General features: G+C 63.5%; 17 protein-coding genes. 10 read left to right on the top strand and 7 right to left on the bottom strand.

The window, feature by feature from the left end:
* The 8 genes from Q0071_RS08660 to Q0071_RS08625 all read left to right on the top strand — a co-directional run.
* The coding region (locus Q0071_RS08660; RefSeq protein ID WP_298167508.1) for an NAD(P)/FAD-dependent oxidoreductase at positions 1-1,377 on the top strand (1,377 nt) is incomplete at its 5' end.
* 3 nt (positions 1,378-1,380) lie between these two features.
* Positions 1,381-2,157, top strand: coding sequence for a crotonase/enoyl-CoA hydratase family protein (locus Q0071_RS08655; protein WP_298167505.1), 777 nt, complete (start codon positions 1,381-1,383; stop codon positions 2,155-2,157).
* On the top strand, positions 2,154-3,014 hold the full coding sequence (locus Q0071_RS08650; RefSeq protein ID WP_298167502.1) for a 3-hydroxyacyl-CoA dehydrogenase family protein: 861 nt from the start codon (positions 2,154-2,156) through the stop codon (positions 3,012-3,014). The genes Q0071_RS08655 and Q0071_RS08650 overlap by 4 nt, the downstream gene beginning before the upstream one ends.
* A gap of 27 nt (positions 3,015-3,041) precedes the next feature.
* A complete protein-coding gene (locus Q0071_RS08645) occupies positions 3,042-4,220 on the top strand; it encodes an acyl-CoA dehydrogenase family protein (RefSeq protein ID WP_298167499.1) in 1,179 nt (392 codons plus the stop codon).
* Positions 4,221-4,225: 5 nt separating this feature from the next.
* A complete protein-coding gene (locus Q0071_RS08640; protein WP_298167496.1) occupies positions 4,226-5,746 on the top strand; it encodes a long-chain-fatty-acid--CoA ligase in 1,521 nt (506 codons plus the stop codon).
* The gene (locus Q0071_RS08635) at positions 5,743-6,543 is read left to right on the top strand and encodes an ester cyclase (RefSeq protein ID WP_298167495.1); all 801 of its coding nucleotides are present in this window, start codon (positions 5,743-5,745) and stop codon (positions 6,541-6,543) included. Before Q0071_RS08640 ends, Q0071_RS08635 begins: the two co-directional genes overlap by 4 nt.
* Positions 6,540-7,466 carry a 3-keto-5-aminohexanoate cleavage protein gene (locus Q0071_RS08630; RefSeq protein WP_298167492.1) on the top strand — a complete coding sequence of 309 codons (927 nt, stop codon included), beginning with the start codon at positions 6,540-6,542 and terminating at the stop codon, positions 7,464-7,466. The genes Q0071_RS08635 and Q0071_RS08630 overlap by 4 nt, the downstream gene beginning before the upstream one ends.
* Positions 7,467-7,469: 3 nt before the next feature.
* Positions 7,470-8,246 carry a cyclase family protein gene (locus tag Q0071_RS08625; RefSeq protein WP_298167489.1) on the top strand — a complete coding sequence of 259 codons (777 nt, stop codon included), beginning with the start codon at positions 7,470-7,472 and terminating at the stop codon, positions 8,244-8,246.
* A gap of 1 nt (position 8,247) precedes the next feature.
* Here the strand turns inward: Q0071_RS08625 and Q0071_RS08620 are convergent, their stop codons facing one another.
* The 5 genes from Q0071_RS08620 to Q0071_RS08600 all read right to left on the bottom strand — a co-directional run bounded on the left by Q0071_RS08620 (position 8,248) and on the right by Q0071_RS08600 (position 13,426).
* Positions 8,248-8,913 (bottom strand): glutathione S-transferase N-terminal domain-containing protein, encoded by a 666-nt coding sequence (locus tag Q0071_RS08620; protein WP_298167486.1) that lies wholly within the window; start codon positions 8,911-8,913, stop codon positions 8,248-8,250.
* Entirely contained in the window at positions 8,910-9,851 is a 942-nt protein-coding gene (locus Q0071_RS08615; RefSeq protein WP_298167483.1) for an alpha/beta hydrolase, read from the bottom strand. The genes Q0071_RS08620 and Q0071_RS08615 overlap by 4 nt, the downstream gene beginning before the upstream one ends.
* Positions 9,852-9,905: 54 nt before the next feature.
* On the bottom strand, positions 9,906-10,583 hold the full coding sequence (locus Q0071_RS08610; RefSeq protein ID WP_298167480.1) for a TetR/AcrR family transcriptional regulator: 678 nt from the start codon (positions 10,581-10,583) through the stop codon (positions 9,906-9,908).
* A 780-nt stretch (positions 10,584-11,363) separates the two neighbouring features.
* Entirely contained in the window at positions 11,364-12,509 is a 1,146-nt protein-coding gene (locus Q0071_RS08605; protein WP_298167477.1) for a cytochrome P450, read from the bottom strand.
* Positions 12,510-12,559: 50 nt separating this feature from the next.
* Complete coding sequence (locus Q0071_RS08600; RefSeq protein WP_298167474.1) at positions 12,560-13,426, bottom strand: AraC family transcriptional regulator; 867 nt, start codon at positions 13,424-13,426, stop codon at positions 12,560-12,562.
* A 162-nt stretch (positions 13,427-13,588) separates the two neighbouring features.
* Between Q0071_RS08600 and Q0071_RS08595 the strand changes: the two genes are divergently transcribed.
* Positions 13,589-14,737, top strand: a complete 1,149-nt coding sequence (locus Q0071_RS08595; protein WP_298167469.1) for an alcohol dehydrogenase catalytic domain-containing protein — start codon at positions 13,589-13,591, stop codon at positions 14,735-14,737.
* On the top strand, positions 14,715-15,518 hold the full coding sequence (locus Q0071_RS08590) for an alpha/beta fold hydrolase (RefSeq protein WP_298167466.1): 804 nt from the start codon (positions 14,715-14,717) through the stop codon (positions 15,516-15,518). Before Q0071_RS08595 ends, Q0071_RS08590 begins: the two co-directional genes overlap by 23 nt.
* 74 nt (positions 15,519-15,592) lie before the next feature.
* Here the strand turns inward: Q0071_RS08590 and Q0071_RS08585 are convergent, their stop codons facing one another.
* Complete coding sequence (locus tag Q0071_RS08585) at positions 15,593-17,689, bottom strand: catalase (RefSeq protein ID WP_298167463.1); 2,097 nt, start codon at positions 17,687-17,689, stop codon at positions 15,593-15,595.
* Positions 17,690-18,300: 611 nt separating this feature from the next.
* Positions 18,301-18,939, bottom strand: coding sequence for a sigma-70 family RNA polymerase sigma factor (locus tag Q0071_RS08580; RefSeq protein ID WP_298167460.1), 639 nt, complete (start codon positions 18,937-18,939; stop codon positions 18,301-18,303).
* Positions 18,940-19,022: the final 83 nt, after the last annotated feature.

Genomic DNA, 19,022 nt, shown 5'->3' with positions numbered 1-19,022 from the left:
TATTCGTTCTCGTTCGCGCCTTACGACTGGTCGCGCTACTTCGCCGGCAGCCGGGAAATCCACGCCTATCTCGAGAAGGTCGCGGGCGATCACGACATCACCCGTCACATCCGCTTCGGCGTGGAAGTCACCGAAGCGCGCTTCGACGAGACCGAAGGCGAATGGACCGCTCTCGTCACCAACGAGGCGGGCAATGCCGAAACCTTGCGGGCGTCGATCCTGATCAGCGGTGTCGGCGCGTTCAACAAGCCGCGGCTGCCGAATATTCCAGGGCTAGACACCTTCAAGGGCCCCAGCTTCCACACCGCGACCTATCCCGATGAAGGCGTGCCGCTCGAAGGGCGCAACGTGGTTCTGATCGGCAACGGGGCGAGCGCAATGCAGGTCGCGCCCGCGATTGCGGACACGGTCGCCTCGCTGACGATCGTGCAGCGTACACCGCAATGGGCCGCGCCCTTCCCCAAGTTCGGCAAGAGCATTCCCGAACCGGTGCGGCGCCTGCTCGATGCGGTTCCGCTCTACCGCCGCTGGTACCGCATCCGCCTGAGCTGGGCGTTCAACGACAAGCTCTACGAGGCGCTGCAGCAGGACCCGGCCTGGGAAGGCCATGGCCGCTCGATCAATCCGATCAACGATGCGCACCGCAAGGGGCTTGAGTCCTATATCACCTCGGAACTCGGCGGGGCGACGCATCTGTTGCCGCAAGTCGTCCCGGATTACCCGCCCTTCGGCAAGCGCATGCTGCTGGACAACGGGTGGTTCCGCACATTGGCGAAGGACAATGTCACGCTCGTCACCGGCTCGGTGGTCGAGGCCATGCCGGACGGGGTCCGCACGCAAGACGGCACGGTCCACAAGGCGGACGTGCTGATCTGGGCGACCGGCTTCGATGTGGTCAATCTGCTCGCGCCGATGAAGGTTGTCGGTCTCGGCGGGCGTGAATTACACACGGACTGGAACGGCGACGACTCCCGCGCCTATCTCGGCACGGTCGTTCCCGGCTATCCCAACTTCTTCTGCCTCTACGGGCCAAATACCCAGTTCGGGCACGGCGGTAGTCTGATCACTGTGCTCGAGCGGCAGATGCACTACGTGATGTCGCTCATTCGCCAGATGCTGGCCAAGGGCGCAACCCAGGTCGAAGTGCGCCAAGAGGTGCACGATACCTACAACGTGAAGGTCGACGCGACCCACGCCGGCATGGTGTGGACCTATCCGGGCGTCGAAACCTACTACAAGAATTCCAAGGGCCGGGTCGTGGTCAACAACCCGTTCCGGATCATCGACTTCTGGACCATGACCGAGACGGCAGACCTTGGCGAATACCGCTTGAGCAAGGCTGGCGCGCCTCAGTCTGTATCCACACGGGTGGCCTGAATCATGGACAGCACGATAGACAACCCCGTTCAGATCGAACAGCTAGGCGCGGTCCTGGTGATCGCGATCAACCGCCCGAAGCAGCGTAATGCGGTGACGCACGCGGTGTCTCTCGCCATAGCTGGCGCGCTGGACCGTCTAGATGCCGATCCGGACTTGCGGGTGGGGATCATCACCGGGCGTGGCAGCTCGTTTTGCGCGGGGATGGACCTCAAGGCCTTTGCCGATGGCGAACGGCCCGAGCTCGAAGGCCGGGGCTTTGCCGGGATCACTGAGGCACCGCCGAAGAAGCCTGTTATCGCCGCCGTCGAAGGCTTTGCGCTGGCAGGTGGCTGCGAACTGGCACTGGCCTGCGATCTGATCGTGGCCGCCGAAACCGGATGGTTCGGCCTCCCCGAAGTGGCGCGCGGCCTTGTTGCAGGCTCGGGCGGGCTGGTGCGCCTGCCGCGCCGCATTCCCGAGGCAATAGCGCTTGAATACGCGCTTACCGGTGCGCGAATGGACGCGGCCACGGCGCACCGCTGGGGCCTCGTCAACCGGATCACGCCCGAAGGCGGCGCGCTGGAAGGCGCACTGGCGCTCGCGGAAGCCATCACCGCCAACGCGCCGCTCAGCACCGCCATGACCAAGCGCATCATCCGCGAATCGCGCGAATGGCCCGAGGCCGAGATCTGGGACCGCCAGCGGCCGCTTGTGGATGGCGTGCTCGCCTCTGACGACGCTACCGAGGGCGCCCGCGCCTTTGCCGAGAAACGCCCCGCAAAATGGACCGGACGATGAACACAGCTTTGGCAAACCAGCAGATCGCCGTGGTCGGCGGCGGCACGATGGGCGTCGGCATCGTCTATGTCAGTGCCATGGCGGGGGCGCAGGTCACGGTCGTCGAACCCGATGATGCGCGGGCAGTCGGCCTGCGCGAAACGATCAGCAAGACCGCTGCCGCCGCCATCACGCGCGGCAAGCTTGATGCAGCAGGCGCCGCGGCGCTCGAAGGCCGGATAACGCGGATTGCCGATGTAGATGCGTTGCCGGAGGGCCTCGATCTCATCATCGAGACCGTGCCCGAACGGCTGGATCTCAAGCTCGACATTCTGGCGCGGATTGCCCGCCACGCGCCGAAGCTGATCGGCAGCAACACCAGCGCGATGTCGATCGACCGACTGGCACAGGCTCTGCCCGATCCCGGGATCTTCCTCGGCATGCACTTCTTCAATCCGGTCTGGTCGATCCATCTGGTTGAATTGGTCGAAGGCGCAAAGACCTTGCCTGAGACGCTGGAGGCCGCTCGCGCCTATGTGACAGCGATCGGCAAGCAGTCGCTCACCGTGCGCGATGTCCCGGGGTTTGCCACGAGCCGGCTCGATCTGATCGCCAGCCTTGAGGCGATGCGCATGCTCGAATCGGGTGTCGCTTCGGCTGAGGACATCGATCGCGCAGCCGTTGTGGCCTATCGTCACCCGGTGGGGCCGCTGCGCCTCAGCGACATCGTCGGCATCGACGTGCGCCTCGACATCGCGCGCACGCTGGAGGCCGCCCACGGGCCGCGCTTCGCCCCGCCGCAAATCCTCATCGACATGGTCGCCGCAGGCAAACTCGGCGCCAAATCGGGCCAAGGCTTCTTCACCTGGCCAAATTAAACCTTTGTTATCCTTGGAGTTTTTCGAATGTCGTCTGATCTTTTCCAAACAACCCTGTGCGATACCGCCGACCATCATCGCGATCTGCGTGACAGCGTCAGCAAACTCGTCGGCAAGTTTGGCCGGAAATACTTCCAGGATGTCGTAAACAAGGGCGAGCAGCCGACCGCCCTGTGGTCGGCGCTGGGCGAAGCCGGGTTCCTGGGTGTGCACGTGTCCGAGGCATACGGCGGCGGCGGTGGCGGCCTTTCGGAACTCAATATCTGCATCGAGGAAACCGCAGCCCATGGCTGCCCCATCCTCTCGATGGTCATCTCCTCGATCACCGCGCCGATCATTGCGGCTTGCGGCAGCGAGGCGATGAAGCAGGAGTGGCTGCCCGGTATCGCCAGCGGCAAACGCAAGATGTGCTTCGGCATCACCGAGCCGAACGCCGGGTCGAACACCCACAAAGTCACCACCCATGCGGTGCGCAAGGGTAATGGCTGGGTGATCAACGGCGCGAAATACTGGACTTCCGACATCGACCAGTCAGACGCGGTCATGGTCGTGGCGCGTGACGGCGTGCCGGTGAACGACGGCTCGCGGCAAGGTCTCTCGCTGTTCGTGGTGCCTACAAACACGCCGGGCATTTCCATGACCCAGATCGATTCCGCCCTGCGCACCTCCGAAAAGCAGTTTTCCGTGTTTTATGACAATGTCGAAGTGGCAGACGACGCGCTGATCGGGGAGCCGGGCGCGGGTCTGAAGCAGGTGTTCTCTGGCCTTAATCCTGAACGCATCGCCGCAGCTGCGATCAACAACGGCATCTCGCGCTTCGCGATCACGCAGGCCGCGCAATATGCCAAGGACCGATCGGTTTGGAGCACACCGATCGGTGCGCATCAGGGCGTCGCCCATCCGCTTGCCGAGGCCTATATCAACGTGCAGGCCGCCCGCTTGCTCAATGCGCGCGCCGCGCAGCTGTGCGATGGCGGGGAAGACGCCGCCGAAACCGCCAACATGGCCAAGTTCGCGGCGGCCGAATCCTCCTTGAAGGCGCTCGATCAGGCGATCCAGGTCCACGGTGGCAACGGGCTTTCGAATGAGTATGGTCTGTCCGACCTGTGGTTCATCGCGCGCCTGCACCGCACAGCGCCGGTGAGCCGCGAGATGATCCTGAATTACGTCTCAACCCACAGTCTGGGCCTGCCGAAGAGCTACTGATCCCTGTGGAAACCAACCTGCTCACCTTGCTGCGCCAGAATGCCGCGCTGACCCCGGATGCTCCGTGCCTGACTTTCGGCGACGAGACGCTGAGCTTAGGTGCGTTCGACACGCGGGCCAGCCGTGTGGCGCAGGCGCTTGCGGCGCAGGGCGTGCAGGCTGGTGACCGGGTCGCGATCATTGCGCGCAATGGGCCGGCACAGTTCGAGCTGTTCTTCGGCTGCGCCAAGGCTGGCGCGATCTGCTTGCCGATCAACTGGCGGCTGGCCCCGCGCGAGATCGCCGGCATTCTGGGCGACAGCACGCCTGCGCTGCTTATCGTGGAAGACGCCCTGCAAGGGCTGCTGGCCGAAACACTGACACCGCCCGCCACGATCCTGCTCGCGGACTATCCCGCGTGGCGCGATGCTGAAAGCCCGGATGATCCGGGCACCCTGCCTGCGCCTGAGAGCCCGCTGCTGATCCTTTATACCTCCGGCACGACTGGCCTGCCCAAAGGCGTCGTGCTGAGCCACCGCAATCTCTCGTTTCTGGCGCAGATGGCACATGAACTGTGGGACATGACGGCCAGCAGCGTCAATCTGGTGGCAAGCCCGCTCTTCCATATCGGCGGGATCGGCTACGGCCTGACGGCGCTAAGCCAGGGTGGCCACACCGTGCTGATGCAGCAGGTGGTGCCGACCGAAATCGTCGAGGCGATCCAGACCCACCGCGTCACCCACGGTTTCTTCGTGCCCACTGTGGTCCAGATGCTGCTCGAAGTGCCGGGCGTGGCGGACATGGACATGTCGAGCATCAACCGCATCGTCTATGGCGGTGCACCGATCGGTGAAGCGGTGCTCAAGCGCGCGATCGCGGTGCTCGGCTGCGGCTTCATGAACACGTATGGCATGACCGAAACCGCCGGAACGGTGATCATGATGCCGCCAGAGGACCACGATCCGGGCGGCCCCCTCGCACATCGCCTGCGGGCTTGCGGGAGGCCCATGCCGTGGAACGAGTTTGCACTGGTCGATCCGGCAACGGGTGAGCCGGTTGCCGTGGGCGAAGTCGGCGAAATCCGCATCCGGTCCGAAGCCATCATGCTCGGCTACTGGAACAAGCCCGCAGAAACCGCGAAAACGATCACCCCCGATGGCTGGATGTGCACCGGCGACGCCGCCTATCAAGACGCCGACGGCTACGTGTACATCCACGACCGCTTCAAGGACATGATCGTCTCCGGCGGGGAGAACATCTACCCCACCGAGATCGAGAACGTACTTTACGACCACCCGGCAGTCGCCGCAGTCGCAGTCATTGGCGTGCCGCATGAACGCTGGGGCGAAACGCCCAAGGCTTTTGTCGTCGCGCGGGCGGGTGCCATGCCCACCGAGGCCGAGCTGATCGCCTTCACCCGAGTGCGGCTGGCGCACTACAAGTGTCCGACGGCCGTCGCCTTCGTGGCGGCACTGCCGCAGAACGCCTCGGGCAAGATCCTCAAGAAAGAGATGCGCGATCCGCGCTGGCTGGAAGAACAAGCATGACCCTCAGTCCCTCCGCGCGCCTGCTGCGCGGCTTTGCCGTCGATTTCCTGACCTGCCACAACGTGGCGGCTGTCGAGACAATCATGGAGCCCGACTATGCGCTCAGCATCGGCGGATTCCTGCTCGCTGGCCGCGACGACACCTACTTACCGGCAACCGCCGCGCAGCTCGATCAGTTTCCGGGGCTCTGCGTGACGGTCCACGACACCGTGATCGGCCCCGATGCGATTGCGATGCGGTTTACCGAACACGGCGCGTCGATCCGCCATGGCGGACGGCTTTCCACCTGGGGCGGGGTCACCCTGTTCCGCATCAAGAACGGCAGATTGCATCGCGGCTGGGCTGAAGAGGATTACTACGCCCGCAAGCGCCAGCTCGCCGAGAGCACCTGCGACATGATTCGTGCCCCGCATCCTGCCCCTTGGGACGCGCCATGCGAAGCCCCGGATACGGTGGTGGAAGCCCTTGCCGAAGCGTGGCTGACGGACCCCGCCAACTGGGCCGACAGGACCGTGATCGACGAGATCAGCGCCGAAGGGCCGCGCTTCGCCGATTTGGTCGCCATCGAAGCCATCGCCGTCGACCAACTGTTTTCCGCAGGGCCGCGCGGGGCGTTCCACCTCACTTGCACCGGCACCTATCGCGGCGGGTTCGACGATATCGATCCGGCACAGATCGGCCAGCCGGTCACGCTAGCGCTGGCTGGCATCTTCGACTCCGAGGGAGACCAGATTGTGCATGTGCAAGTTACTGCGGACCGGCTCGGCCTCAACCGCGCGCTGATGCCGCCGCGATGAGCAAGGTCATCATCACTTGCGCCGTCACCGGCGGCGCGCATACCCCGACCATGTCGGATGCCCTGCCCTGCACGCCGTCCGAGATTGCCGAGCAATCGATCGCGGCGGCCGAAGCGGGCGCAGCCATTCTGCACCTTCACGCGCGCAATCCCGCCAACGGCCAGCCCACCGGCGATCCGGCGATCTACGCGCAGTTCCTGTCGGTCATCAAACAGCAGACGGATGCCGTGGTGAACATCACCACCGGCGGTTCCGCGACCATGCCGCTGGCCGAGCGGCTGAAGGCGGCGGTGCAGTTCAAGCCCGAGATGTGCTCGCTCAACATGGGCTCGATGAACTTCGCGTTCTTCGGCGCAGCGGCGCGTATCAACACTTGGAAGCACGATTGGGAAGAGCCCTATGTAACGGGCTCGGACGACTTCATCTTCCGCAACACCTTCCGCGATATCGCAACGATCCTTGAGGTGATGGGCGAGGCCGGCACCAAGTTCGAGCATGAGTGCTACGATGTCAGCCACCTCTACAACCTGGCGCATTTCGTTGATCGGGGCCTGGTGAAGCCGCCATTCTTCATCCAGATGATTTTCGGCATTCTGGGCGGCATCGGCCCCGATCTCGAAAACCTGATGTTCATGAAATCGACTGCCGACCGCCTGTTTGGCCGCGACAATTTCCAGTGGTCGGTGCTCGCGGCCGGACGCCATCAGATGCCGTTCCTCACACAAGCCGCGCTGATGGGCGGCAATGTCCGTGTCGGGCTGGAGGACAGCCTGTTCATCGAACGCGGCGTGCTTGCCGCCTCGAACGCGCAGCAGGTGGAAAAGATCGTGCGGATCATCCGCGAAATGGGCCATGAACCGGCGACGCCCGCCGAAGCCCGCGCGATGCTGGGCCTCAAAGGCGGCGACAGGGTGGAGTTCTAGGGTATGGCGCGCACGATTGTAGACCTCTCGATCTACCTCGAAAACGACGTGATCTCCGATCCGCCGCCCTACCAGCCCAAAATCGCTTACATCGACCACAAGACCTCGATACCCGATCTGGTCGGCTTCTTCCCGGGACTGAAGCCCGAAGACCTGCCCGATGGCGAGGCTTGGGCAATCGAGAAGATCGAGCTGATCACGCACAATGGCACGCACCTCGATGCGCCGTACCACTTCGCATCGACGATGAATCGGGGTGAGCGCGCGATCACGATCGACGAAGTACCGCTCGATTGGTGCTTCCAGCCCGGCGTGAAGCTCGATTTCACCGCCCTGCCCGATGGCTATGTGGTGACCGCCGGAGATGTCGAGGCCGAGCTCGCGCGCATCGGCCACACGCTCTCGCCGCTGGAAATCGTCGTGGTCAACACGGCGGCCGGCAAGCGCTATGGACAGGATGACTACGTCACCGCCGGCTGCGGCATGGGTTATGATGCGACCATGTACCTCCTCGAACGCGGCGTGCGGCTGACCGGCACCGACGGCTGGAGCTGGGATGCGCCGTTTGTCCACACGCGCGAGGCCTACGAGGCGACGGGCAATGCCGGTTTGATCTGGGAAGGCCACAAGGCGGGCCGCGATATCGGCTACTGCCACCTTGAGAAGCTGCACAATCTCGAAGTGCTGCCTCCCACCGGCTTCACGATCGCCTGCTTCCCGATGAAGATCCGCGCAGCCTCGGCCGGGTGGACCCGCGCGGTGGCGATCTTCGAGGATTAGGTCAGACGATCTTTTCCGTGAGGGCGAACATTACCGGTGCCGTCGCGCGCACCGATGGCCGGTCGCGGTGGAGCGCCTCGAACCGCGCGAGATTGGGATAGAGTTCGTGCCACGGCGCCATATCCGGCGCGTGGGCTTGCCAGAGCGGGATCATGCCCGTCTCGATCACGATGTCCTGATTGCCGAGCAGCGCGATTACCGCAATGTCCGCCAACCCGAACCGGTCGCCGACCACGTGTTCACGTGTCCCCACCCGGCGATTGAGTTCGGTCAGCCCGCCCTTGACCTTGCGCAGTTGCCGCTGCGCCCATTCAGCGCTGGGCTGGGGCCGCTGCATTTCCCAGAACAGGAGCACGGTTGCATCGAGCACGCCTTCGGCGATCACCTGCACCTGCTTGGCCTCCAGCGCCTCATTGGGCGCATCGGGGAGCATCGGCGGCGTGGGATAGCGCCACTCGATCCACTCCATGATGTGCGAGGATTCGAAGACAGGGTCAGCGTCATCGGGGATCAGCACAGGCAGCTGCTCGAGCGGGTTGTAGCGCGATGTCTGGGTATCGGCGTGCCAGGGTATCTCGTTCTGCAACGTGAAGGGCACGCCCTTTTCCATGAGGGCAATGCGCACCTTGCGCGCAAACGGGCTGGGTGTGGCGCTGATCAGGATCATCTTGGGCTCCTCTGGGTAATAGTCCGCGCAGCCAGCCATGCGCCCACCGCCGCCATGGCTTCGTCCGCCCGGTCGAGCGAACCGGCCATGCCAAGAAATCCATGATTCATGTCGTCGTAGTGGGCCAGCGTCGTCGCCACCCCCGCAGCAGTCAGGCGGCCCGCAAAGGCCTGGCCTTCATCGCGCAGCAAATCGTACTCGGCGGTGATGACATAGGCGGGCGGCAGACCACTTAGGTCCGGGGCACGCAGCGGCGAGGCCATCGGATTCGCTCGGTCGGCGGGGTCGGTCAGGTAAAGGTCCCAACCCCACCGCATCGCACTGGCGGTCAGGCCGCAGCCCTCGCCGCGCTCGATGTAGGATGCCGGAAGCATGTCGGGATAATCGGTAACTGGATAGAACAGAAGTTGCGCGGCAATCGTGGGGCCTCCGGCATCGCGCGCACGAAGGGCCGTGACGATCGCCATCGTCGCGCCAGCGCTATCGCCCGCCACCATCAGTTGCGCCGGGTCGCCGCCGAAGCTGGTGGCATGGGCGGCAGTCCAGCTGGTCGCGGCAAAGCTGTCATCAGGACCGGCGGGAAACGGCGCTTCGGGCGCGAGGCCATAGTCGACCGAGACGATGACCGCCCCGGACTGCAGGCATAGGTGTCGACAAAGCACGTCGTGCGTGTCGATGCTGCAGACCACGAAGGCGCTGCCATGGAAGTAGGTGATCACCGCGTGGCCCTGGTCCATATCGGGCCGGTAGATGCGCACGCGGATCTCGCCGCGCGGGCCGGGGATCATGCGGTCTTCGACATGAGCGACTTCGGGCCGTGGTGCCTTGACCGCCTGCGCCTCGAAGCTCGCGCGCAGCGCGGCAGGCGGAACATTCTGCATTGGCGGCATCCCGGCAGAGCTGTCGAGGATCGCCTGCAACTGGGGGTGTAAGGCCACGTCAATCTCCCTTAGCCAACGATCCATTGGCTGCGTGCGGCGCATCCGCGCTGGTCAATAGGGCGATTCCAGCCCGGCCAGCACCATCTCGGCGTAGATCTTGCCGATCTCCTCAGCGCTGACATCGCTTTCCGCTGGCCGGAACCAGCGGTTCGTCCACCCGACAATGCCGAGCACGCCATAGGCGACCACCTTGGACGAGCCCACATTGCGGAACGACTTGTCCGCATAGCCCTGTTCAATGATAGCGATCACCGCATCCGACATCTGCGCGTTCAGACCGCGCATATAGCGTGACCATTCGGACCGCTTGTCGCTAACATTGCTCAGGTTTTCGCGGATGTAGATGTAAATCAACGGATAGTGCTCTCCGTAAGACGACATCAGCGCGATGATGAGGTCTCGCAGCTTGCGCCGGGGGGGCATGTCGCTGGCCTGGATTTTCTTCGCAAGCGCCAGATTGCGCTCCACCACGGTGCGGACGATTTCGTCGAAGAGTTCTTCCTTTGACGAAATGTAGTAGTAAAGAGAGGCGCGGTCGATATTCAGCTCGGCCGCAACGGCTGTCATGCTCGCTCGCTGAAATCCCATCCGATTGAAGACCCGGATTGCCGCCTCGCCTATTTCCTTGCGGCGGGCTTGGTGCGATACGCTGGAATCCTCGCGTGCTGCTGTGCGCCGCTTTCCGATACCGCTCTCAGAGTTTGCCTTCATGGGCTTACCGTCTTTCATCACCCGAGCATTTATCAGCCAAAGCCAATTTAGTCAACATATGCGTTGATTTGGATGGCGGGTGCGCTACGTTCAAGCCCCTTAGTGCCGCTCGGGCGAGTGCAATCAACATTTATGTTGATAAAAGTACGTCCATCAATGCCTTCTGCTACTTGGCCTGCATTTTATGGCCTGTATCCAGGGCCGCAATCGCTTTGGCCGAAGTGATGATCGGCCGAGGAATGGTATGTGGGGGCACTGGGAGGGGCATACTCAGGAACGGCCGGTATATTTTTTATCTTATTCAACAACATGATCCATGTTCAAGCCTCCCTCCGTCTCCGCCAACGGCCTATTTCTGGCCGTTTCCCAAAGTTCTTAAGCCTGAAAAGGCTAAACCACTTAGGCAGGGTGACACGCTTTAGCCTCTTGCCGCTAATTTCGATCTGTCCCCCACAGGCGTGGGTAAGAATATGAGTTAGAACCTCTGGCAATCTGAGTGTAACGACGCTGCGTGGCCTCTCGGTCGGCGGCCGACAGACTGTTTCCGCGCATGACAAGCAAGGTCGCGCGCTCATGCAACTGCCTGGGTCTGGCGCGAGAGGTATGGACTGCTCTGTCCTCGTCGATATCGGGGACGCTGTCGCCGCAGGTCCCGCGGGTTTCGGTGGGGAGATCTACTTTGTCAGCGATGAACTCGCAGCCGTACCGCTTGGTGCCGGCCTGATTTTAACTCAGTGTGGAGTGAATTGGCCCCCCGCCGCGCGCCGACCGGGCGCAGCGCGTTGATCGGCACCCGGCTCAGCGCTCCATGTGCACGAGCAGCGATTCAAAGCCGACCCAACGGCGATAATCGGTTTGCTCTTCGTATTGGCGCTCCTCGCCCAGCACGGTTATCGCGCTGGTCCTTGTGGCCAGCTGCTGGATGAGGCTGCGCAGGATCGCGCGGGCCTGGGTTGCGCCGAGGCAGTTGTGCACCCCGCTGCCGAAGCCGAGGTGCGGATTTGGCGACCGATCGAGCCTGACCACCCCGGGGTCTTCGAACACGCGTTCATCGTGATTGGCCGAAGCCCAGCACAGCGAAATGCGTTCATCCGCCTGCACGTCGTGGCTGCCCAATTGCGTGCTATGGGCACAGACGCGACCGATGTGGGTGAGCGGTGATATGAAGCGGACAAACTCTTCGGTCGCAAAGGCGATCCGCTTGTGATCACCGGCGAGGGCGGCAAGCTCCTCGCGGTGTGCGGCAAAGTAGGCAATGATGCGGCTGACCGAATGGATCACCGTGTCACGGCCGCCAGCAAAGGTCAGATTCGCGATCCCGACCATCTCGTCGATCGTCAGCGCGCGGCCATCGACCGTTGCACGTCGCAGGATCGCAAAGAAGTCGGTGCCGTGGACGACATCGGCGGCATCGAGCGCTCCGCGGATATAGCGGTCAAGCGTTTCCCCCTTCCCCGTGCTGTCTTCGCCGTCGTGAAAGACATGGGTGCCCCAGCTGATCCATTCCTCGGCCGCCTTTTCCGGCATTCCCAGCAGATAGGTGAGCGCGCGCGATTGCAGCGGCAGGGCAAACCCGCGCACGATCTCGATCTCCGGCTGGGCCGTGGCGGCTTCGATCAGCCGCGCGATCAGCGCGTCGATGCGGACCTGATAGTCCGCCGCCAATGGGCGCAGGAAAATCGGCTTGAGCAGATCGCGAAATTGGGTGTGGAGCGGCGGATCGGCCTCGATCGGCAGCTGGCGAACCGACCGTACACCCTCTTCCGACGGGATCGGCACCCGCATCGGCGCATCCGACGAGAAGATCGTCCAATCCTTCGCTGCCTGGCGAACATCGGCATGGCGCAGGATCATCGGGATGGTTTCGCCGACGAAATCGGCAATCAGGATGCCATGGGCCTGACGCTCGGCGCGAAACGGATCAATGCAATCTTGGTCTGACATGGAAAGATTATCGCACCGGCTGAGCCGGGAAAACCAGCGGACAAAACCGGTCAATTGCTTTCGTGTTCTTGACCTTTGCGGGCCTTGGCCCGGTACTCGCGCGGGCTCATGCCGAAGCGCCGGCGGAACTGGTCGGCAAGGTGCGCGGGGCTGGCAAAGCCGGTTTTATAGGCGATTTCGTTGATCCGCTCCCCGCCCGAAAGCAGCCGCTGCGCCGCCAGTCGCAACCGATAGGAGCGCAGGTAATCCGAAAAGGTGTTGCCAAAGACCAGCTTGAAGCGGCGCGAGAAATAGGCTTCCGAGAGATGGCAGGCACTGGCCGCGCTGCTCAACGTTATCGGGCTTGCAGGGCTCCGCGCCACGAGGTCGAGCGCTGGCCTGAGCCGATCGAGCCCGCCACTCTCGCCAGGTGCTTCCTCCGGGTGGCCATCACCGGCAAGCCCAATCGTCCCGAGTATCAGTTCGATGATGCCCGCGGTTGTCGCTCGCGCAGGGGCGGGCTTGGCCGCAAGTTCCAGCAGCCAATCGAACAGCGTGTTCATGCGGCCGCGCATGGTGCCATCAAACGTGATCGCCGTGCAGCGACCGAGCGAGATCTGCGCCTCGCGCGCAGCAAGGGCCGCTGTCAGCGATGGATCGAGATGTGCCAGAACCCAGCTGTGCGCGCCCTCCGTTATGGCAAAATCGTGGTGGCGCATGGAGGGCACGAACACGAGCGTTCCGGCACGCAGCGTGAAGATGCCGTCCTCGCTGACGAGCTCGCCCGAAATCTCCTGGAACCAGACCAGTTCGGCGGCATCGTGAAAGTGCGCGAATCGTTCGGGCGCAGGGTCTGCCAAGGCCGCCACCACGCGCTCGGCACGCACCAGTGCACGAGGGTGGACCTCGACCGGTTCACAGATTGACCCTCTCGCCATCCCGCATCGCTAACAGCGCTGCCGGGCAAGGTCCATGCGATCTGCGGGCGGCGGGTTCCGGCCTCCATGCGCCAAGTCTGAATTCGTATGTCGCTCTGTTTTCATCGCAGTGCCGGCAAGGCAAAGGGTGCCGCCGCATCATGGTGGCCGATTGGAGAGACAATGCCCCGCGCAAGCCAGTTCGTCGAATCCCGGGCCGCCATTACCACCGGTGCGGGCGACTTGCTGCTCCAGCAGGTCCGCGTAGCGCCGCCGGGGCCCGATGAAGTGCGAATTCGCGTGGTAGCGGCAGGGGTCTGCCATACGGACCACGCCAGCCTGTCATGGGGCCGGACCATGGTTCTCGGGCATGAGGGCGCAGGGATCATCGATGCCGTCGGGCCGGGCGTGACGGGCCTTGCCATCGGCCAGCCGGTTTGCCTGAACTGGGCCATTCCCTGCGGCGCGTGCCCGCAGTGCGCGCGCGGCAACGAGCACATCTGCGACCGCACACACGGTCGCTGGCCGGAACGGTTCGGCACGAGCGCGGCCCATGCCGGCAGCACCCTGTGGGGCGATCAGGCCATCGATCGATCCTTCCATCTCGGCGTGTTTTCCGATTTCACGATTGTCAGGAAGGAAGCGGTCAGTCCGCTGCCTGCGGGCATGGGATTGGGCGAAGCGGCCCTGCTGGGCTGCGCGGTAATGACCGGGGTCGGCTCCGCACTCAATGTGGCGCAGGTCCGCCCGGGGGAGACCGTTGCGGTCGTGGGCTGCGGCGGCGTTGGCCTCAATGTCATTCAGGGCGCCCGCATCGCCGGGGCCAGCCGGATCATCGCGATGGACCTGAGGAGCGAGCCACTCGAACGGGCCAGGCACTTCGGCGCGACCGACGGCATCCTCGTCCAGAGCGATGACCCCGCGTTTGCCGATCAGATCGGCAAAGTACGTGCGCTGACGGACGATTACGGCGTGGATGTCGCCTTCGAGGCGACCGGTTCAGCCCGCCTCAGTTTCCTGCCCCTGCACCTCGTCCGCAACGGCGGGCGCGCCATTCAGGTCAGCGGCAGCCACGGCGCCGTCACCGCGCACATGCCCGATTTCATGTGGGACAAGAGCTATTCGACAGCGCTCTATGGCGGCTGCTGTCCCACCCGGGATTTCCCGCGCCTGTTCACGATGATGGCTGAAAACAAGCTCCATGTCTCGGATCAGATAACCCACCACTACGGCCTCGAGAGCGCCGGTCAGGCCATTTCGGACATGCTCTCGGGCGTGAGCGGCAAGGGCGTGATCTGGCTGACTGGTGATGACCATGTTTCGCACGCTTGAGCTTTCAGACCCGGCGCTGACGCCTCCCGGTTTCACGTTCGCAACGGTCAAGAGCGCGGCCTTGGGCCAGCGGGGCGATGTTGCGATCTACGCGCCCCCGGGCACGGCGGCGGACTCGCCGATCGTGGTCCTGCTGCACGGCGTCTATGGCTCGCATTGGGCATGGGCCTTTCGCGGCGGCGCAGCTCCGGTTCTCGGTGCGCTGATTGCTGCAGGAGAGGTGCGGCCGATGGTGCTGGCCATGCCTTCTGACGGATTGTGGGGCGATGGATCGGGCTATGTGCCCCATGGCGCGGCCGACTTCGAGCGATGGATCATCGACGAGGTTCCCGCAGTCGTGCGCGAGGTGCGGCGTACCGGCGATGCGCCTGCGCCCCTGTTCATGGCCGGCCTCAGCATGGGCGGCTTCGGCGCACTGCGTCTGGCCGGGCGCTATCCCGAGCGTCTGGCAGCCGTTTCCGCACATTCCGCGATCACGGATCTGGAACAGATGGACCCCATGATCGAAGAGCGGCGCATCGGATGGGGAGAGCAGGCCGAGGACCGCTCAGTCGTGACTTGCCTGCTGCATGCGCGTGCCGCCCTGCCCCCGCTGCGGTTCGATTGCGGAGTGGATGACGCGCTACTGCCCGAAAACCGCCGTTTGCATGAGGCGCTGACGGCGGCCAACATCGCCCACATCTACGAGGAGTTTCCAGGCGGCCATGATTGGCCCTACTGGAACCAGCACCTCGCTGACAGCCTGCGCTTCTTCGAAGGGCAGCTTTCCTCTCGCTCCTAGGGTCAGGACCTATCAACCGCGCGTTGGAGGCTTAGGGTCCCCTCCGCAATGACGGAGGACACGTCCGCCTCACCTCAGGCAAGCAGGCGAACACGCGGTTCGCGCGCCCAATGCCGGGCCGGTGCGACATGAGGGAAGTCCTGGAGGTTGGTTACGCCATCGTCCGCGGCGATTCCCCATTCTCCGAGCAGCCGCAGCGTTGCCGGGCAGGCGCCGATCGTCTTGCAATGGGCATAGGCATCGGCGAACCACTCGCGCGCGGTGTGATCACTGCGCAAAGCGCTGAGCGCTTCCGGCGGTATGATCGAGACCACTGCATCAAACAGCGCCGATGGGCTTCCCTCCAACTTGGCGTCTGCTTTCAAGGTGCCGTCGCGGACTTCCTGTAGGCCGACCTTCTGCGAAACCAGTACCACCCGGCCCTGCTGCGCTTCGATCGCATCGCGCATCCGCTCGATGCTGTCACGGCTGGAGCCTTCAGCAAAGAGCAGCCCGATCGTCCGCCCGTTCATGCGCGGCTGGCCTGCGGACAGGATCGAAAGCGCGGGCGAAGGGTCCATGTCGAATACTGGCGCTGCGCTTTTCGCAGGCGCCGGCAGCGGCAGTGAAAGGCCTTTCGCAACGCGGTGCGCCAGGTCCATGTCGACTGCTGCGAGCCGGGTCAGCATGCGCTGCTGAACATGCTCAAGATCCACTTTCGACAGCTCGAACACAAAGGCGCTGGCAAGGTGAGACTGTTCGACCGGAGTTTGTGAACGGTAGAACAGCCGGGCCTGCGAGTAGTGGTCGTCAAACAGTTCGGGCCGCATGCGCAGACGCGCGCAGCTATCATCGCGCTGGGCTGCGTCCGGGAATGTGACGAAGCCGGTCTCGGCGCATTCCCGCGGGCCGGTTGGTTCGCCCTGTTCGAACAGGCTGTTGGGCTCGTAATTGGCGCGGCCGTGGGGGACGCCCATCTGCATCATGCCGTCGCGCTGAAAATTCTGAAACGGGCAGCGCGGGGCATTGATTGGCAACTGGTGGAAGTTGGTCGTGCCGAGCCGTGATTTCTGCGTATCGAGATAGGAGAACAACCGTCCCTGCAGCAGCGGATCGGCAGTAAAGTCGATTCCCGGCACCACGTTGGCGGGGCAGAACGCCGATTGCTCGGTCTCTGCAAAAAAGTTGTCGGGATTGCGGTCCAGCGTCATCCGTCCGATGATCGTGACTGGCACCACCTCTTCCGGGATAAGCTTGGTCGCATCCAGAACGTCGTAGGGCTGTTCCATGGCCCAGCCATCATCGAACACCTGGATGCCCAGTTCCCACTGCGGAAACGCGCCGCGCTCGATCGTCTCAAACAGGTCGCGGCGATGGTAATCGGGGTCTGCACCCGCGATCTTGGTTGCCTCGTCCCACGTCGTAGACTGTATGCCGAGCACTGGCTTCCAGTGAAACTTCACCAGATGCCCCTCGCCCGCCCCGTTTACCAGCCGGAAGGTGTGAATGCCGAAGCCTTCCATAAAGCGTGGCGAGCGCGGCAGCGTGCGGTCGCTCATCTGCCAGAGCACCATGTGCATCGCTTCTGGCATTAGGCTGATGAAATCCCAGAACGTATCGTGCGCGCTGGCGGCCTGCGGATAGCCTTTGTCTGCCTCCATCTTCACCGCGTGGACGAGGTCGGGGAACTTGATCGCGTCCTGGATGAAAAACACCGGGATATTATTGCCGACGATGTCCCAGTTGCCCTCATCCGTGTAGAATTTGACGGCAAAACCGCGCACGTCACGGGGCGTGTCGATGCTGCCGGCGCCGCCCGCGACGGTCGAAAAGCGTGCGAAGACCGGCGTCTTCTTGCCGGTCTCGGCGAAAAGGCCGGCCTTGGTCAGCTCGGGAATTGCGCGCGTGCATTCGAACACGCCGTGCGCTCCGTGTCCGCGCGCATGGACCACGCGTTCCGGAATGCGTTCATGGTCGAAGTGGAAGATCTTCTCGCGGAGGACGAAATCCTCCAGCAGCACTGGCCCACTTCGACCTGCCTTCAGGCTGTTCTGGTTGTCGCTGATGCGCAGGCCTTGATTGGTTGTGAGATGAGCAAGCCCGGCATCGTGCGGGCCGCCGTTCGGAACATGCTGGTGCGTCTCGCCCGACGGGCCGGGCGTAGTCTCGAAGCTGGGGGAATCCTGCGACATGCCGTGCCTTTCAGATCATGAACAACCCGCGCGGTGCGCGCCAGAAGCATAGCCAGTAAAGCCGCCGGCAAGGTCAAGGTTCCCGCCTGCGTGTCGCGCATGACTGCATTCAAGCACAGACCAGGATCATCCCAACCCATGTTGTCGTTTGGGAACTTCGTCGTTGCGGCCCGGTTTCGAGGGCACTTGCCCCGAAGGAGCTGCAATGACCACGAAATCCCATATGACCATTGCGCCCGAAGCCGCGCAATTCTGCGAGGTTGGCCTCGATTTTCTCTGCGTTGAAGGCGCAGGTTAGCCAGCACGCCCATGTCGATGGGATTTCCCCGATCGAGGCCAAGGCCCCGGGGAGCCGTGCAGACGCCGCAAGGGCCATCGCGCGGTGTTGGGACAGCTCGTCCAGCGCGATGCGATCTATCGCATCAGCGGTTCCACGCATCCGCTCACCGCTACACGGGCGGAAGGAAAGGCGCGCGCAAGGGGCTGAGGCCAAGACCATGCTTCAGGATGTGCAAAGCAGGGTCCAGGCGATCGCGCGTAGCCGTTACCACTCAGGGGGAGAGGGCGAGCGAGGTCGGCCACAGATTGCTTACGCCGCACCTTTCGCATGCTCAGGCCGCGCGGTTTGCGTATTCCGGGGCGATGGCGTGCAATCTCGCCAGAAAGGCATCGAAAACTTCTCCCTCCAGCACGAAATTCTTGCGCGCTTCCGGCACGATGCCTCCTTCGAGAATGGCAGAAAGCGCCGAGCGAGCGCGGGCTATGCGGCTCTTGATCGTGCCGACCGCCACGCCGCACACCAGCGCGATTTCCTCGTAGCTCATCGTGCCGATGGCCATCAAAATCAGGACTTCGCGCTGCGTCGCCGACAGGCATTCCATCGCGCGCAATACGTCGATGGCCTCCAGCCGCGCTTCCTGATCGCCCTTGCAATTGAGGATGCGCTCCGCAGTGGCTTCGTCATAAGCGCCCGTAAAGCGCTCGCGCCGCAATTGGCCGAAATAGTGGTGCCTGAGGATCGTGAATGTCCAAGCCCGGAAACTCGTCCCCGCCCGGAAGCGATCCCGGGCAGCCCATGCCTTGAGCATGGTCTCCTGCGCGAGATCATCGGCGATATCCCGGTGGCCGCACAGACTGCGCGCGAAAGCACGCAAGTGCGGGATCGAGGCGACAAGCTCTCTGTGAAAATCCGCGTCCGACAAGGCATGGCTCTCCACCGCGCCGACTTTGCGTCCGGTCTGGTTGGTCATAGGATTTTCCTGACAAAGGGTTTAGGGCAACTATTCTCCAAGTTAAGCGACGGAGTGCGGATATTATACCGCAGTCGCGAAAA

Source organism: Novosphingobium sp. (assembly GCF_027486195.1).
Classification (GTDB): domain Bacteria; phylum Pseudomonadota; class Alphaproteobacteria; order Sphingomonadales; family Sphingomonadaceae; genus Novosphingobium.
This window is presented reverse-complemented; position numbering and strand designations above follow the sequence as displayed.

Bases quoted from the DNA above. Each gene is read 5' to 3' on its own strand.
- Q0071_RS08635 (WP_298167495.1), top strand. From the start codon at position 5,743: ATGACCCTCAGTCCCTCCGCGCGCCTGCTGCGCGGCTTTGCCGTCGAT.
- Q0071_RS08620 (WP_298167486.1), bottom strand. From the start codon at position 8,913: ATGATCCTGATCAGCGCCACACCCAGCCCGTTTGCGCGCAAGGTGCGC.
- Q0071_RS08585 (WP_298167463.1), bottom strand. From the start codon at position 17,689: ATGTCGCAGGATTCCCCCAGCTTCGAGACTACGCCCGGCCCGTCGGGC.
- Q0071_RS08630 (WP_298167492.1), top strand. From the start codon at position 6,540: ATGAGCAAGGTCATCATCACTTGCGCCGTCACCGGCGGCGCGCATACC.
- Q0071_RS08580 (WP_298167460.1), bottom strand. From the start codon at position 18,939: ATGACCAACCAGACCGGACGCAAAGTCGGCGCGGTGGAGAGCCATGCC.
- Q0071_RS08650 (WP_298167502.1), top strand. From the start codon at position 2,154: ATGAACACAGCTTTGGCAAACCAGCAGATCGCCGTGGTCGGCGGCGGC.
- Q0071_RS08655 (WP_298167505.1), top strand. From the start codon at position 1,381: ATGGACAGCACGATAGACAACCCCGTTCAGATCGAACAGCTAGGCGCG.
- Q0071_RS08600 (WP_298167474.1), bottom strand. From the start codon at position 13,426: ATGGCGAGAGGGTCAATCTGTGAACCGGTCGAGGTCCACCCTCGTGCA.
- Q0071_RS08625 (WP_298167489.1), top strand. From the start codon at position 7,470: ATGGCGCGCACGATTGTAGACCTCTCGATCTACCTCGAAAACGACGTG.
- Q0071_RS08610 (WP_298167480.1), bottom strand. From the start codon at position 10,583: ATGAAAGACGGTAAGCCCATGAAGGCAAACTCTGAGAGCGGTATCGGA.
- Q0071_RS08605 (WP_298167477.1), bottom strand. From the start codon at position 12,509: ATGTCAGACCAAGATTGCATTGATCCGTTTCGCGCCGAGCGTCAGGCC.
- Q0071_RS08645 (WP_298167499.1), top strand. From the start codon at position 3,042: ATGTCGTCTGATCTTTTCCAAACAACCCTGTGCGATACCGCCGACCAT.
- Q0071_RS08595 (WP_298167469.1), top strand. From the start codon at position 13,589: ATGCCCCGCGCAAGCCAGTTCGTCGAATCCCGGGCCGCCATTACCACC.
- Q0071_RS08590 (WP_298167466.1), top strand. From the start codon at position 14,715: ATGACCATGTTTCGCACGCTTGAGCTTTCAGACCCGGCGCTGACGCCT.